The sequence below is a fragment of the Streptomyces sp. NPDC060184 genome (assembly GCF_042728795.1).
Taxonomy (GTDB): Bacteria; Actinomycetota; Actinomycetes; order Streptomycetales; family Streptomycetaceae; genus Streptomyces.
In genome coordinates this window covers 20,424-35,581 of the sequence record NZ_JBHWYX010000064.1, presented here as the reverse complement: position 1 = coordinate 35,581, position 15,158 = coordinate 20,424, and the positions used below count along the sequence as shown (strand labels likewise).

The window sequence follows — 15,158 nt, the reverse complement described above, 5'->3', positions numbered from 1 at the left end:
GCTTCGCGGGGGCTGCCGGGGCGGCCTGCGCGGGCGCGGCCTTCTCGGCGGCGGGCGCGGCGGCCGGCGTCACCGGGGCGGCAGGGGCCGCGGCTCCGGGCTTGTCCGCCGCGCCGGAACCCGGCTTGTAGTCGGCGAAGAAGTCCCACCAGGCACGGTCGACGGAGTTCGGATCCTGGAGGTACTGCTGGTAGATCTCGTCGACGAGCCATTCATTGGCACCGAAAGCAGCGGCCGGGTTGATTCCCGGGCCTGCTTGGTCGGTCGAGATGGTCGAGTTACTGGGGGACTGAGACGACACGGCGGCAACCGCCCTCTTCCGCTTCACAAGGTGATGGACAGCGGGAATCAAGGCTACGCCTCCCGCGCGGTTCCTTGCAGGCCGGGCCGCTCATCGTCGTGCACATCACATCTGAAGGCGGGTTTCGGAGCTCGGAATGGCGGGAAACAAGCGGGGTTCCGCTGCGCTTCGGGTAGTCAGGGACACGGCTGGGGCCCCACGGGCCGTACCCCTGGTGGTGAGGGACCAAGATCACGTCCCTTTTCGTTCGAACCATATGTCAACTACGGGCCGGTGACATCCCCGGAAGGGTGATCTGAATCCGGCATCCATGTGTGGATTCAGCCACTCTGATGCGGCCACCGTGCAGATCCACCGCCCAGTGGGCGATGGCCAGTCCGAGCCCCGTGCCCCCGTCGCTGCCGGGACCGTGCGGAGACGGGTTCTGGCCCCGGTTGAACCGCTCGAAGACGCGATGGCGCTCGGCCTCCGGGATGCCGGGGCCCTCGTCGATCACTTCGAGTTCCAGGGACTCAGGTTGCGCGCTCGGTCGCGCCAGCACCGTCACCCGGCCGTGCGGCGGACTGTGCTTCACGGCGTTGTCGATGAGATTCGCCACGACCTGGTGCAGCCGCTCGGTGTCCGCGTACGCCGTCATGTCCGCGGGGGACACGTCGAGGTGCAGATGGACGTCCGTACGGGAGTGGTTGCCGGACCCGGAGGAGAGCCGGCGGTGCGAGGCCGCGAGGTTCGCCTCCTTCAGTACCCCGGCGAGATAGGGCCACACCTCGAACCGGCCGGCCTTGAGGGGGACGACACCGTTGTCCAGCCGCGACAGGTCGAGCAGCGTCTCCACCAGCCGGCCGAGCCGCTCGGTCTGCTGGAGCGCGGTCCGCATGGTCTCCGGGTCGGCGGCCGACACCCCGTCCACCACGTTCTCCAACACGGCGCGCAACGCCGCGATGGGGGTCCGCAGCTCGTGCGACACATTGGCGACCAGCGCCTTGCGGTGCCGGTCGACCGCCTCCAGATCGTCCGCCATGAGGTTGATCGTCTGGGCGAGGTCGCCCAGCTCGTCGCGGCGCCCGGCCCCGCTGACCCGGCAGGTGTAGTCGCCGTGCGAGATCGACCGGGCCACCGCCCGCATCTCGTCCAGCGGAGCCGTCAGGCCGTGCGCGACGAACTGGGTTATCAGCAGCGTGGCGATCACCGAGAAGACGGTGATGAACTGGAACTCGGTCCGGGTCCGCAGCGCCACCACGAGCAGGCCCGTGGTGATGAACACGGACACCACGACGAGCGTGCCCAGCTTGGCCTTGATCGAGAACGGGCGCAGACCGGGCCCGGAGCGGGTCATGCTGCCGGGGTCTCCAGCGCGTACCCGACACCGTGCACCGTGCGGATGCGCTCGGCGCCGATCTTCCGGCGGAGCGCCTTGATGTGGCTGTCGACCGTGCGGGTGCCCGAGGCGTCCGCCCAGTCCCACACCTCCGCGAGCAACTGCTCGCGGGAGAGCACCGCGCGCGGGGTGTTCGCCAGGCAGACCAGCAGGTCGAACTCGGTCGGCGTCAGGTGGACGTCGTCGGTGCGCACCCGGACCCTGCGCTGCGCGTGGTCGATCTCCAGCTCGCCGAGGCGCAGGATGCCGCTGCGCGGCGTCACGGCGGCCAGCGCGGCCCGCTCGACCCGGCGCAGCAGCACGTGCACCCGGGCCGCCAGCTCGCGCATGGAGAACGGCTTGGTCATGTAGTCGTCCGCGCCGACCCCGAGCCCGACCAGCATGTCGGTCTCGTCGTCCCGCGCGGTCAGCATCAGCACCGGTACCGGGCGCTGCGCCTGCACCCGGCGGCAGACCTCCAGGCCGTCGAAGCCCGGGAGCATGATGTCGAGCACCATGAGATCGGGCTGCCACGCCTCGGCCGCGTCCACGGCGGCGGGGCCGTCCAGCGCGGTCTGCACCAGAAAGCCCTCCGCCCGCAGACGCGCGGCGATGGCGTCGATGATCGTGGCGTCGTCTTCGACCACCAGCACCCGGCGCTGCGCTCCGGGGGTGGCCGCGACGCCGTTGTGGTTGGTGTGTGTCTGTTCCATCGCCCCGCCCCTGCCCGCTCCCGCGGAGATCATTCCTCCGGGGGACGCGGTTTCTTCGCTCGTTTTTCTTGCGTGTCTGGTCCGTCTGCCGGGCAGCAGCGTAGAGGCAGCGGGTGCCTTTCGGCTACGCAGGGTGGTGCCCGGACTGGAAGGGATACCCCGCCGGGGGTGGGGGAAAGCGTGCCTTGTCCGGGTATCCCCGCCCGGCCGGATACCCCGGCGGGGTGCTCAGGGCGTCCGAAGTGCGAGATGAACCACGTCGGGCACACCTCGGGCAACGGCCACCTCTTCGGTTCGTACCCCCTCGAATCCGGCAGCGCGCAAAGCGTGTTCGAACGATTCGGACGGTTGTGCGGACCAGATGGCGAGAACGCCCCCCGGAGTCAGGCGTTCCCGGCAGACGGCGAGGCCGGAAGGGGAATAGAGACTTCCGTTGTCCTCGGTCACGGTCCACTCCGGCCCGTTGTCGATGTCCAGACACAGTGCGTCATAACGCTCCGTAGTCGTACGGAGATGCGCGACCAGGTCCGTACGGAGGACCGCGGTCCTCGGGTCGGCCAGCGCGGCGCCGGAAATCCGGTCCAGCGGGCCGCCCAGGTGCCACTCCACGATGGCCGGCTCCCGCTCGACCACGACGATCCGCCCCCACCGCCCCTGCCCGGCCGCCCGCACCAGCGAGAACCCCACGCCGAGTCCGCCGATGAGCACCGAGGGGGCCGGTCGCGCGGGCGGCAGCGCCGCGAGCGCCGCGTCGATCAGCAGCCGCTCGGACCGGCCGTCCGAGGTGTCCATCAGGAAGCACCCGTTGGCGATGATCTCGAAGTGCTCGCCCCGCTCGCGCAGCACCACCTCCCCGAAGGGGCCGTCGCGGCGGTCGAGGACGACGGGGGTCGGGTCTGCGTGGCGGCTGGGGGTGGTGCTGGCGGACATGGTGCTGCTCTCCGGTCTCCGATGATGGCGGACGGGTCGAGCCGTCCATCCTGGCCCCGGGGGTGCCCGTGGCGCCAACTGTTTGAGGGCGTACGGGTGGTGGCGGGCCGTCGCGGCGCCTGCGGCGGCCGGGCGCCCGGGGTGTGCGGGTGTGTGGGATGCCGGGTGTGCGGGGGGCCGGGTGGCGTGGCTCCGTTCGCGGGGTCCGCCCGCCGGCGACCGCGACGGCGCCGAGGGATCCGCCGGCGGGTCCGGCGGGCGCCGTTGCCCAGGGTGCGGAGGCGCTGTTACGGTACCCCAACTCCTCAGAGGACCTGAGGAGTGAGGCGTACGGCGGGACGTCCGGACGAGACGTCCGGGCGTCCGAGGGCGAGGGGCAGGAACCGGCGATGACGATGACGACGGGCCGCGGCGAACCGCGGTGGCGGAAGCGGGGCGGGGCGCCACGACCGGACGCCGAGGGGCGTACGGGGAGTCCGGGCGGCGTGCGGAAGGGGCAGTTGGGGTTCCTGACCGGAACCCACGTCGTCAACGACCTCTACCAGGGAGCGCTGCCCGCGCTCCTGCCGTTCCTGGTCTCCGAACGGCACTACAGCTACGCGGCACTGTCGGGCATCTCGCTCGCCGCCACCGGCCTCTCCAGCGTGGTGCAGCCGCTCTTCGGAGCCCTGGCCGACCGCTCGCCCCGGCCCTGGCTGGTGCCCGCCGGATTCCTGGTGGCCGCCGCGGGAGTGGCCGGTACCGGGCTGTTCTCCGGCTACCTCCTCACCTGGATCTGCGCGGCCGTCGCCGGGATCGGCATCGCCGCCTACCACCCGCCCGCCACCAACCAGGCGCGGGCGGCGGGCGGCAGCTCCCAGAAGGCGATGAGCGTCTTCTCGGTGGGCGGCACCCTGGGCGGTTCGCTCGCGCCCGGGTTCGTCACGCTGGTGGTCGGCGCCGTCGGGCTGCGGGGCACCTGGCTGCTCGCCGTACCCGCCCTGGTGACGGCCGGGCTCTGGGCGGCCAAGGGGCCCTGGATGCGGGCCCGCGGCATCCAGGAGGCCACGGTGGTGATCCCCGCCGCCGGTGCGCGTTCCGGCGGTGCCGGGGCGCGGGACGACTGGCGCGCCTTCGGCCGGCTGGTCGTGGTCGCGGCCTGCTGGTCGGTCCCCTACGTGACGACGGTCTCCCTGGTCTCCCTCTTCGTGATCCGCGAACTGGACGGCTCGCGGGGGACGGCCGCGGCCGTGCTGACCTCCTTCACGCTGGCCGGAGCGGTCGGCACCCTGCTGGGCGGGTGGGCCGCCGACCGCTACGGGCGGCTCGCCGCGATCCGCGGCGGGTACGCCCTCGCGGTGCCCGCCATGGCGGCGCTGGTGTCCGCCCCCGGAGTGGCGGTCGGAGCGACCGGCGTCGCCGTACTGGGCTTCGCCATGTTCGTCCCCTTCTCCTCCCAGGTGACCCTGGCCCAGGACTACCTGCCCACCCGCCCCGGCACCGCCAGCGGCGTCACGCTCGGGCTCACCATGTCGGTCGGCGGCCTCGGATCGCCGCTGTTCGGACGGCTCGCCGACGCGCACGGGCTGCGCGTCACCTTCGCCGCGGTGCTCGCGTTTCTCGTGGTCGCGCTGCTCGCCGCACTGCGGCTGCGGGAGCGGACGCCGCACGCGCCGGCGCCGGTGGCGGCCGGGGATCACGAGGGCTCCGAAGCCGTCCGTTAGGTTGTCCGAGCATCCGAGAGGTGGCGGGGCCGGTGGTGGCGCCGTCATCCCTCGCCGGTGCCCATTCCACCCCTTCGGTCCCAGGGAGCGTCCCCCATGGCGGTACGGCCGGTGCAGCGCACCTCGCTCGTCGAAGGCGCGGTCGCCGAACTGCGCCGCCTGCTCGCGGCGGAGCACTGGCCCGTGGGCGCCCGGCTGCCCGGTGAGGTCGAACTGAGCCGGCTCCTCGGCGTCGGCCGCTCCACCGGCCGGGAGGCGGTCCGGTCGCTGATCGCCTCCGGACAGCTCCGCTCCCAGCAGGGTTCCGGCACCTACGTGGTCTCCACCGCGCCCGTCGAGGAGTTCGACCGGGGGCTCCGCCGGGCCGCCGTCGCCGACGTGTACGAGGTGCGGATCGCCCTGGAGGTCGAGGCGGGGCGGCTCGCCGCGACCCGGCGCACCGAGCAGGACGTCGCCGTCCTCGGGGAGCTGCTGGGCGAGCGGGGAGCCGCCGGTTCGGACGACGAGCTGGTGGAGGCCGACATGCGGCTGCACCGCGCGGTGGTCACCGCCGCGCACAACCCCGTCCTCGCCCAGGTGTACGACTCCTTCCTCGGCGCGCTCCGGGCCGCCGCCCGGGACGCGGTGGCCGACGGCGACGTGCACGGCGGTCCGGGCGGCGACGACGCCCGCGCGCACGAGGACCTCGTCGCCGCGATCGTCGCGGGAGACCCGCGGGCGGCGGAAGAGGCCACCCGCCACAACCTCGGACGCGCCCTGGAGCGCCTGCGCGGATAGGCCCCCGCCCGTTGCCGACCGCGCTCGACCCTTCTTGCGCCCTGCAGATCTTTCTGCGCCCTGAAGACCTTCCTGCACCCGAAAGAATGGACTGTGCGGTCCAGTGTGGGTTAAGTTTGAACCGTACGGTCCATTCTGGGTTCCGAGAGGGAGTGCGGCAGTCATGACGGCACGACTGGACAAGAGGACGGCGCTGGTCACCGGCGCGACCAGCAACATCGGACGGGCCATCGCGCTGGCCCTCGGCGCGGAGGGCGCCCACGTCGTGGTGTCCGGCCGCGACGGCGGACGCGGCGAGCGGGTGGTCGCCGAGATCAGGGCCGCCGGGGGCCGGGCCGACTTCGTCGCGGCCGACCTGGACGGCAGCGCCGCGGCTTCCCGGGCGCTCGCCGAGAAGAGCGCCGAGGTGCTCGGAGGCCGGATCGACATCCTGGTGAACAACGCCGGCATCTACCCGCCCTCCACCACGACCACCGCCGACGAAGCCACCTTCGACCAGGTCTACGGGGTGAACGTGAAGGCACCGTTCTTCCTCACCGCGGCCGTGGCCCCGGCCATGGTGGAGGCCGGCGGCGGCGTCATCGTGAACCTCGGCTCCTGGATCACCCGCCTCGGCGTCGCCTCCAACGCGCTCTACAGCTCCACCAAGGGAGCCGTGGAGACCCTCACCCGCGCCTGGGCGGCCGAGTTCGGGCCGTCGGGGGTGCGGGTGAACGCGGTCTCGCCCGGGGTGGTCCACGACCCCTCGGACGAGCCGCTCCCCGGCGACGTGATGATGAAGGGCACCCCGGCCGGTACGCACGGCAGGCCCGAGGACATCGCCCGCGCCGTCGTCTACCTGGCGAGCGACGACGCCTCCTTCGTGCAGGGCACCGTCCTGGACGTGGACGGCGGCCGGACCTCGACCGCGGTGATCGCGGCCTGAGGCGGTCGGCCCGGGGCGCGCGCCCCGGGCCCCGGGCCCGGCGTGCGCGCACCCCGGTCCGCGCCGTCGTGGCTCGTACGCCCGGCTATACGATGGGCCGACCAGGCGAATTCCGGTACGCGCCCCCTCCGGGCGCACGTACGGCGCCCCGCACTCCCAGGAAGCGGACCCGTGGCACCAGGTCTGACCAGCAAGGGCGCCGCGACGCGGCAGCGCATCGTCGACGGCGCCGCCCGGCTGATGCGTGAGCGCGGGCCGGAGGTCTCCCTCGACGAGATCCGTGCCGCGACCGGCACCAGCAAGAGCCAGCTCTTCCACTACTTCCCCGAGGGCCGGTCCGCCCTCCTCGTCGCCGTCGCCCGGCACGAGGCCGAGGCGATCCTCGCCGACCAGCAACCCCATCTCGGCCGGCTCACCAGCTGGGCCGCCTGGGACGCCTGGCGGGACGCGGTGCTCGAGCACTACCGCGTGCAGGGCCGCCGCTGCCCGCTCAACGTCCTCACCGGCCAGCTCGCCGGGGACGACCCCGAGGTGCGTGCCGTCGCCGAGGACCTGATGGACCGCTGGCAGGCCCACCTGACCGCCGGAGTGAGGGACATGCAGGGCCAGGGGCTGATGTCGCCCACCCCGGACGCGGAGCGCGCGGGGGAGTCGATCCTCGCCGCCGTGCAGGGAGGCGCGTTCACCCTGATCGCCACCGGCCGGCTCGGCCCGCTGGAGTCCGCCCTGGACCTGGCCCTGGACCACCTCCGGGTGCGGGACGCCGCCTGAGGGGCGGTGCGCCGGCCTCCCTCCGGGGTACGGTCTCGTCATGTCCCGATCAGCGCACAGCGGCTCCCCCCGGCCGGTCGTCACCGCGGACGACCTCGACCTCGCCGTCCGACTCGCCGTCGGGGCCCTCCGCGACGCGCCGGCGGCCGGGTGGGACGGAAAGGCCGGTTCGCTGGAGTGGACCTGCTGGGAGACCGTCGAGCACCTCGGTGACGACCTCTTCGCGTACGCAGTGCAACTGGGCCCCGAAAAACCGCCTTTGACGGGCGACGTGCCCTTCCTCTGGGAGAGCCGGCGGCCCGGAGGTCCCGCGAACGCGATCCACGCGGACCCCGCCGCCGGTCCCGCCGGTCTGCTCCAGGTGCTGGAGGCCGCGGGCGCGCTGCTGGTCGCCATGGTCCGCACGAAGCCCCCGCACACCCGCGCCCACCACGGTTACGGCGCCTCCGACCCCGAGGGCTTCGCCGCCATGGGAATCGTGGAGACCCTGGTGCACACCCACGACCTGGCCCGGGGCCTCGGACTTCCCTGGAACCCGCCCGCGGATCTCTGCGCACGCGTGCTCGGCCGGCTCTTCCCGGACGCCCCGGCGGACACGGACCCCTGGACCACCCTGCTGTGGGCCACCGGACGCGCCGGACTGCCCGGGCGCCCGCGGCTGACCACCTGGCGCTGGGACGGCACGCCCCGGGAGGGCAGGACGTCCGCATGACGACGGCCGCGGAAGTGCTGTCCGTCCTGGCGCTGTTGCGGCGGGCCGGGACCGACGTCTGGATCGGCGGCGGCTGGGGGATCGACGCGCTGCTCGGCGAGCAGACCCGGGACCACCGCGACCTCGACCTGATGCACCGCCGGGACCAGGAACCCGCCGTGCTGGCCGCGCTGGCCGGGGCCGGATTCACGGAGAGCCTGGACCAGCGCCCCGTACGGTTCGTCCTCTCGGCCCCGCCGGGCCCCCCGTCCGCACCGGGCCCGCCGTCCTCGACGGGCCGGGAGCTGGACCTCCACCCGCTGGTCTTCGCCGCCGACGGCTCCGCCGTACAGGCCTCGTTCGAACCGGACCGCCCCTTCCGGTACCCCGCCACCAGCTTCGTGACGGGCCGCATCGGGGGCACGCCCGTCCCGTGCCTCTCGGCGGAGCAGCAGGTCTCTTTCCACCAGGGGTACGAACCCTCGCCGCGCGACCTGCACGACATGGCCCGGCTGCGTCGCGCCTTCGGGATCGCCACGCACTTCTGACAGGACACCGGCGGTCGGCCCCCGGGCGGAGAGGCGGGGCGAGCGGGTCCGGAGCGTGCGGGGGACCACCCACGGGCCGGTCGTCCGCCGATCGCTCAGAGCGAACACGCCCCGGGGAACATTCCTCGGCTCACAAGCATTGAGCGTGCATAGCTCAACTTGACTGCCGAAGGGAAGATCATGGCTACCGACACCAAGGCGTCCACCCCGTCCGACCTGCCCGTGCTGCCGCTCGACGACGAAGTCGTGCTGCCCGGCATGGTCGTTCCGCTCGATCTTTCCGACAGCGAGGCGCGCGCCGCGGTCGAGGCCGCGCAGGCCGCCGCGGCCGAGGGGAGCAAGCCCCAGGTGCTGCTGGTGCCGCGCATCGACGGCAGATACACGGGGACCGGCGTCCTCGGCACGGTCGAGCAGATCGGGCGGCTCTCCGACGGGGACCCCGGGGCGATCGTGCGGGCGCGTTCGCGGGTACGGATCGGCACCGGCACGACCGGCCCCGGGCGGGCCCTCTGGGTCGAGGCGACCCGGATCGACGAGAACGTGCCCGACCCCCTGCCGGGTGCCGTCGCCGAGCTGGTCAAGGAGTACAAGGCGCTCGCCACCAGCTGGCTGAAGAAGCGCGGGGCCTGGCAGGTCGTCGACCGGGTGCAGCAGATCGACGGTGTCTCGGCGCTCGCCGACAACTCCGGTTACTCCCCCTTCCTGACCACCGCGCAGAAGGTGGAGTTGCTGGAGACCGCGGACCCGGTCGCCCGGCTGAAGCTCGCCGTGCAGTGGCTCGGTGAGCACCTCGCCGAACAGGACGTGGCCGAGTCGATCGCCAAGGACGTCCAGGAGGGCGTCGACAAGCAGCAGCGCGAGTTCCTGCTGCGGCGCCAGCTCGACGCCGTACGCAAGGAGCTGTCCGAGCTCAACGGCGACCCGGGGGACGAGTCCGACGACTACCGTGCCCGCGTCGAGGCCGCCGACCTGCCCGACCATGTCCGTGAGGCCGCGCTCAAGGAGGTCGAGAAGCTGGAGCGCTCCTCGGACCAGAGCCCCGAGGGGTCCTGGATCCGGACCTGGCTGGACACCGTCCTGGAGCTGCCCTGGACGGAGCGGACCGAGGACGCCTACGACATCCGGGGTGCGCGGGCGACCCTCGACGCCGAGCACGCCGGACTGGAGGACGTGAAGGAGCGCATCACCGAGTACCTCGCGGTCCGCAAGCGCCGGGCCGACCGGGGCCTCGGCGTCGTCGGCGGGCGGCGCGGCGGTGCGGTGCTGGCGCTCGTCGGCCCTCCCGGGGTCGGCAAGACCTCGCTCGGGGAGTCCGTCGCGCACGCCATGGGGCGGAAGTTCGTCCGGGTGGCGCTCGGCGGTGTCCGCGACGAGGCGGAGATCCGGGGCCACCGGCGTACGTACGTCGGGGCGCTGCCGGGACGCGTCGTCCGGGCGATCAAGGAGGCCGGTTCGATAAACCCGGTCGTGCTGCTCGACGAGATCGACAAGGTCGGCTCCGACTTCCGGGGCGACCCGGCCGCCGCCCTCCTCGAAGTGCTGGACCCGGCGCAGAACCACACCTTCCGCGACCACTACCTGGAGGTCGAACTCGACCTCAGCGACGTGGTCTTCCTCGCCACCGCCAATGTCCTGGAGGCCATCCCCGAGGCGCTGCTCGACCGCATGGAGCTGGTCCGGCTCGACGGGTACACCGAGGACGAGAAGGTCGTCATCGCCCGCGACCACCTGCTCCCGCGCCAGCTGGAGCGGGCCGGTCTGGAGAAGGACGAGGTCGCCCTGGAGGAGTCGGCGCTGCGCAAGCTGGCAGGCGAGTACACCCGCGAGGCGGGCGTACGGAACCTGGAGCGGGCCGTCGCCCGGCTGCTGCGGAAGATCGCGGCCCAGCACGAACTGGGCGACCGCGAGCTGCCGTTCACGGTCACCGACGCCGATCTGCGGGGGCTGATCGGGCGGCCTCACCACGTGCCCGAGTCCGCGCAGGACCCGGCCGAGCGCCGTACCGCCGTACCGGGTGTGGCGACCGGACTCGCGGTGACCGGTGCGGGCGGTGACGTGCTCTTCGTCGAAGCCTCGCTGGCCGACCCGGAGACCGGGGCGTCCGGACTGACCCTGACCGGTCAGCTCGGCGACGTGATGAAGGAGTCCGCGCAGATCGCGCTGAGCTTCCTGCGGTCGCACGGCGCGGAGCTGGAGCTGCCGGTCGCCGATCTCAAGGACCGGGGCACCCACATCCACTTCCCGGCGGGCGCGGTCCCGAAGGACGGTCCGAGCGCGGGCATCACGATGACGACGGCGCTGGCCTCGCTGCTCTCCGGGCGGCTGGTCCGCACGGACGTGGCGATGACCGGTGAGGTCTCGCTGACCGGGCGGGTGCTGCCGATCGGCGGTCTGAAGCAGAAGCTGCTGGCGGCGCACCGGGCCGGGATCACCACCGTGGTGATCCCCAAGCGGAACGAGGCCGACCTGGACGACGTCCCGGCCGAGGTCCTGGAGAAGCTGGAGGTGCACCCGGTGACCGATGTCCGCCAGGTGCTGGAGATCGCCCTCGCCCCGGCCGTCGCAGGCGCGGACGACGGTGCCGGCGAAGGCGCGGAGGAGAAGGTTCCGGCCGCGGCGTGAGCGGCACGGCGTGACGGACGTGCCGCCGCGCGCGTGACCGGTACGGACGGCCCGTCGCCCCGAAGACCCCGGGGAGGCGGGCCGTTGCGGTGCGCGCGGCGGGGTGCCCGGCGCGGGCGCCGGATCAGGGGCGGTAGATCGTGCCCGGCTCGGGCTCGGCGGGGGCCATCAGCTCGGGGACGGTCACGAAGGTGTAGCCGCGTTCCCGCAGGGCGTCGATGATGCCCGGCACGGCGGGCACGGACCCCTTGTATATGTCGTGGAGCAGGATGATGCCGTCCCGGTCCGCCTGGTCCAGGATGCGCTTCTCGATCAGTGCCGAGTCGGTGGTCGAGTAGTCCTTGGCGGTCGCGCTCCACAGGATCTGGGAGAGTCCCAGCTCCTTGCTGATCTCCGAGACGGTGTCGTCGGTACGGCCCTGGGGCGGACGCATCAGCCGGGGCTTCTTCCCGGTGATCTTCGCTATGGCGTCCTGGGTCTTCTCCAGCTCGGCCCGTATCTCGTCCGGCTTCTTGTCCGTCAGGATCTCGTGCGACCAGGTGTGGTTGGCCACCTCGTGCCCCTCGTCCGAGATCCGCCGCACGGTGTCGGGGTGCTTGAGGACGTGGTTCTTGCCCAGCAGGAAGAAGGTCGCGTGCACCTTCTTCTCCTTGAGCACGTCCAGCAGGTGCGGGGTGTCCTCGCCCGGCCCCGCGTCGAAGGTCAGCGCGATGCACTTCGCCACGCGGCAGTCCACCGGGCCGGTTTTGCCCTTCGCGTCGGCGGCGGCCTCGTCGCGCGCCGTGGCGGGGGCGGTGGTGGCCATCGAGCAGCCGCCCAGGGTGAGGGCGAGCGCGGCCACCAGGGCGGCGGTCGACCGGGTGCGGGGCTTCGGCGTCCTTCTGAGCACGGTGGATCCATCCATCGGTCGCTGCGGCGCGGTACAGCCGCACGTCCGGTACGGCAGCCCGGACTATACATACCGTGTATACAGCTGGTGCATAGTGGGGGTGGCCGCCCCGTGGAGCCCCGTGGGGCCCCGTGGAGCCCCGGGGAGCGCCGTGGCCCCGGCGACGGGGTGCGTCGCCGGGGCCACGGGCGGGGAGGTACGGCGGTGCGTCAGCCGTTCGCCAGGGCCTGTACGCGGTCCAGCGCGCCGTTGAACCTGTTGTGGTCCCCGACGGTCGTGCCGGTCGAGGTGTACTGCCAGATCGTGTAGTAGTCCCAGCCGGCGGGGAGTTCGCCGACCGTGGTGTTGTAGCGGGCCACCCAGAGCGGGTTGGTCGCGCCGAAGCCCGCGTTGTTGCCGGTGCACGTCGTCCACCAGCTGGTCGCCGTGTAGATCACCGCGTCCCGCCCGGTGCGCGCCTTGTAGGTGTTCACGAAGTCGCGTATCCAGGAGACCATCGCGGCCTGCGTCTTGCCGTAGCACTGGTCGCCGTACGGGTTCCACTCGATGTCCAGCACGCCCGGGAGGGTCCGGCCGTCCCGGGACCAGCCGCCGCCGTTGTCGGCGAAGTAGTTGGCCTGCACGGCGCCGGAGGTCGTGTCCGGGGTGGCGAAGTGGTACGAGCCGCGGATCATCCCGACGTTGTACGAACCCGTGTACTGCTGCGAGAACGAGGTGTTCTTGTAGTACGTCCCCTCGGTCGCCTTCACGTACGCCCACTTCACGCCGGCGCTCCACAGCGTCGACCAGGCGACGTTGCCCTGGTGGCTGCTGACGTCGACGCCCTCGGTCTGGGTCGCGGTCGTGCCGACCGGCAGGGAGCCCCGGCCGTCGTGGGCGACGACGCCCATGCCGAGCGAGGCCGTGCCCCGGGCGGGGACGGCGGTGGCGGAGCCGGCGGCCGAGGCGGCGCCGGGCAGCGAGAACAAGAGCGAGAGCGCCGCCAGCAGGGTGCCGGCCGGGGCGAGCAGACGGGCCGTGCGGGAGCGGGATCTGTGCGCGGACATGGGCGTGCCTCCGTGGTTCGGTGAGGGACGGTGGGGGGAACCGCGAACCGGGGTGCGTGCGGGGCCGGGCCCCGGTGGTCATGTTCTGTCACGAACATGACGAGACTGACGCTACGCGCGTTGACCCGTCCTCCGGAAGAGGGTCCTGGACCCGCCTGTGGTCTACTCCTGCGAAATACTGGCCCAGCTGCGGAAAGGAACCGCGGCGGGCGAAAGTTTCAGAGGTGGAAAGCGCATGAGGGGTGCCGTGGTGGAGGAGAAGGACAGCGGGACCGGGCCCGACACCACCGCCGGGGCCCCGGCGGACCGGGCCTTCCTCGCGCTCGAACACGAACTGGCCGTGATCCTGCGGCGGGCGCGGGCCACCTCCGGCGAGATGGCCCGCGAGGTCCACCCCGAACTGGAGTCCGCCGCCTACGGCTTGCTCGTACGCCTGGAATCCGCCGGGCAGCAGCGGGCCACCGAGCTCGCGGCCTGGTTCGGGGTCGGCAAAGCCACCATGAGCCGTCAACTGCGTGCCCTGGAGGATCTCGGTCTGGTGAACCGTGAACCGGACCCCGAGGACGGCCGCGCCTCGCTCGTCCACCTCACCGAGGAGGGGCTCGCCCGGTTCCGCCACGTCCGTGACGCCCGGCGGGCCCGCTACGTCCGCAAGCTCGCCGACTGGGACCGCTCCGAGGTCGCCGAACTCGCCCGGCTGCTGCACCAGTTCAACGCCCGCGCCGAGGGCTGAAGGCCGGCCGCCCCGCCCGCCGTACGCGGGCCCGCCCCTCAGAACTCCACCAGGACCGCCGTGGCGTCGTCGTGCCGCTTGCCCCGGCCCAGGTGGACCCGGTCGGTGTCGGCCCGCTCGCGCTCCCGCACACGGTCGATCAGGCGCTGCGGACCCGCCGAGCGCAGCACCCCCAACGCGGCGTGCCAGTCGCCCTCGTGGAACACCTCCGTCCAGCGGCTCGCCCCGTCCGTCAGGGCGGCCAGCGCGCGTACCTCCCCGAGCGGCAGCCCGCCGGTCACCGCGCGCGACGCGACGGCCGGATCGGCGGCGGCGGTGAAGAAGCCGCCCTCCTTGTTCCGGGCCAGCGTGTCCGTCAACTCCATGGACGAGAGCGTCCCCGGCGGCAGTCGGTCGAGGCGGTCGTCGATCACCGCGCGTACGCTCCCGTCCGGGGATTCCAGCAGCAGGACGGAATCGGACAGCACCAGGTACTCGACCGCCGCCTCGTCCCAGCGGGCCAGGACGACGGTCGCCTGAGGAGTCCTCACGTGAGAAAGGTCACAGGAGATGCGATGGGCGTCCGCGGTGCGCCGGATGGACTCCGCGAGGATCTCCTCCAGAGTCAGATCCGGTCGTGAAGCGGACAGTTCGGCCAGCGCGCCACCCAGTCGCGAGGTGAACCAGGGCACCGAGTGCACACAACCGTCGTCGCCCGGAGGGGGAGTCACCCCGTCCAGCAGGACCAGGCACCCGCCCTGGCCGGACGCGGGGAGGGCGGCCATGACCCAGTCCTCGTTGGGGCGTTCGGGGCTGCCGGGCGTACCGGCGAGTTCGATGCGCATGGCAGCCAGTCTGCACGACGCCTTCACACCGCCTGCACGACGGGCGTGTTGCCGTGTAGCAGCAGGTCAGGCCGGGCCGAGGGGCGGCTCCGGCGGAGACGGCGGGGTGCGGGCGGGCATCCTGCCAAAGCCCGCGCGGAAGGTCCACCCGACGTCCGACGTATGGGAAGTGGCCGCGCGGGGGAGACTTGTTCGCCCGCTCACGAGTGATGTTCACTCGTTCGAGTGGCGGAGCGGTCGATGCGCATCCCCCTCCCAAAAGGGCTGGAATGGTCAGAAGCTGGACCAGTGGCATGGGGGGCGCGCGTGTGACGTTGCGTCACCTCTG

General features: G+C 72.7%; 15 protein-coding genes. 8 read left to right on the top strand and 7 right to left on the bottom strand.

The genetic code is table 11. The features are described from left to right. The 4 genes from ACFWEE_RS30230 to ACFWEE_RS30215 all read right to left on the bottom strand — a co-directional run. Window positions 1–301: hypothetical protein (locus ACFWEE_RS30230; protein ID WP_386893977.1), on the bottom strand; the 301-nt coding region annotated here is incomplete at its 3' end. Between the two features lie 259 nt (window positions 302–560). Then, a complete protein-coding gene (locus tag ACFWEE_RS30225; RefSeq protein ID WP_386893975.1) occupies window positions 561–1,637 on the bottom strand; it encodes an ATP-binding protein in 1,077 nt (358 codons plus the stop codon). Further along, the gene (locus ACFWEE_RS30220; protein ID WP_386893973.1) at window positions 1,634–2,371 is read right to left on the bottom strand and encodes a response regulator transcription factor; all 738 of its coding nucleotides are present in this window, start codon (window positions 2,369–2,371) and stop codon (window positions 1,634–1,636) included. Before ACFWEE_RS30220 ends, ACFWEE_RS30225 begins: the two co-directional genes overlap by 4 nt. Before the next feature lie 228 nt (window positions 2,372–2,599). Then, window positions 2,600–3,301 (bottom strand): spermidine synthase, encoded by a 702-nt coding sequence (locus ACFWEE_RS30215; RefSeq protein WP_386893971.1) that lies wholly within the window; start codon window positions 3,299–3,301, stop codon window positions 2,600–2,602. A gap of 389 nt (window positions 3,302–3,690) precedes the next feature. Here ACFWEE_RS30215 and ACFWEE_RS30210 point away from each other — a divergent pair, with 389 nt between their 5' ends. From ACFWEE_RS30210 to lon, 7 genes are all read left to right on the top strand, one after another. Continuing rightward, window positions 3,691–5,004, top strand: a complete 1,314-nt coding sequence (locus ACFWEE_RS30210; RefSeq protein WP_386893969.1) for an MFS transporter — start codon at window positions 3,691–3,693, stop codon at window positions 5,002–5,004. 96 nt (window positions 5,005–5,100) lie between these two features. Further along, a complete protein-coding gene (locus ACFWEE_RS30205; protein WP_386893967.1) occupies window positions 5,101–5,781 on the top strand; it encodes a FadR/GntR family transcriptional regulator in 681 nt (226 codons plus the stop codon). A gap of 163 nt (window positions 5,782–5,944) precedes the next feature. Beyond that, window positions 5,945–6,706 (top strand): SDR family NAD(P)-dependent oxidoreductase, encoded by a 762-nt coding sequence (locus tag ACFWEE_RS30200; protein ID WP_386893965.1) that lies wholly within the window; start codon window positions 5,945–5,947, stop codon window positions 6,704–6,706. Between the two features lie 171 nt (window positions 6,707–6,877). Continuing rightward, window positions 6,878–7,477: a TetR/AcrR family transcriptional regulator gene (locus ACFWEE_RS30195; protein WP_386893963.1), complete on the top strand. Its 600-nt coding sequence runs from the start codon at window positions 6,878–6,880 to the stop codon at window positions 7,475–7,477. A gap of 40 nt (window positions 7,478–7,517) precedes the next feature. Continuing rightward, window positions 7,518–8,189 (top strand): maleylpyruvate isomerase N-terminal domain-containing protein, encoded by a 672-nt coding sequence (locus tag ACFWEE_RS30190; protein ID WP_386893961.1) that lies wholly within the window; start codon window positions 7,518–7,520, stop codon window positions 8,187–8,189. Next, window positions 8,186–8,716: a nucleotidyltransferase domain-containing protein gene (locus ACFWEE_RS30185; RefSeq protein ID WP_386893959.1), complete on the top strand. Its 531-nt coding sequence runs from the start codon at window positions 8,186–8,188 to the stop codon at window positions 8,714–8,716. The genes ACFWEE_RS30190 and ACFWEE_RS30185 overlap by 4 nt, the downstream gene beginning before the upstream one ends. Window positions 8,717–8,896: 180 nt before the next feature. Beyond that, the gene (lon, locus tag ACFWEE_RS30180; RefSeq protein WP_386893957.1) at window positions 8,897–11,338 is read left to right on the top strand and encodes an endopeptidase La; all 2,442 of its coding nucleotides are present in this window, start codon (window positions 8,897–8,899) and stop codon (window positions 11,336–11,338) included. Window positions 11,339–11,462: 124 nt separating this feature from the next. Here the strand turns inward: lon and ACFWEE_RS30175 are convergent, their stop codons facing one another. Both ACFWEE_RS30175 and ACFWEE_RS30170 read right to left on the bottom strand, forming a co-directional pair. Beyond that, complete coding sequence (locus ACFWEE_RS30175) at window positions 11,463–12,242, bottom strand: polysaccharide deacetylase family protein (protein ID WP_386893955.1); 780 nt, start codon at window positions 12,240–12,242, stop codon at window positions 11,463–11,465. Window positions 12,243–12,436: 194 nt separating this feature from the next. Next, window positions 12,437–13,273: a lysozyme gene (locus ACFWEE_RS30170; protein WP_386893953.1), complete on the bottom strand. Its 837-nt coding sequence runs from the start codon at window positions 13,271–13,273 to the stop codon at window positions 12,437–12,439. A gap of 235 nt (window positions 13,274–13,508) precedes the next feature. Between ACFWEE_RS30170 and ACFWEE_RS30165 the strand changes: the two genes are divergently transcribed. Continuing rightward, window positions 13,509–14,006: a MarR family winged helix-turn-helix transcriptional regulator gene (locus ACFWEE_RS30165; protein WP_386893951.1), complete on the top strand. Its 498-nt coding sequence runs from the start codon at window positions 13,509–13,511 to the stop codon at window positions 14,004–14,006. A gap of 38 nt (window positions 14,007–14,044) precedes the next feature. Here ACFWEE_RS30165 and ACFWEE_RS30160 read toward each other — a convergent pair whose 3' ends face one another. Then, window positions 14,045–14,830 (bottom strand): hypothetical protein, encoded by a 786-nt coding sequence (locus tag ACFWEE_RS30160; protein ID WP_386893949.1) that lies wholly within the window; start codon window positions 14,828–14,830, stop codon window positions 14,045–14,047. Between the last annotated feature and the right edge of the window lie 328 nt (window positions 14,831–15,158).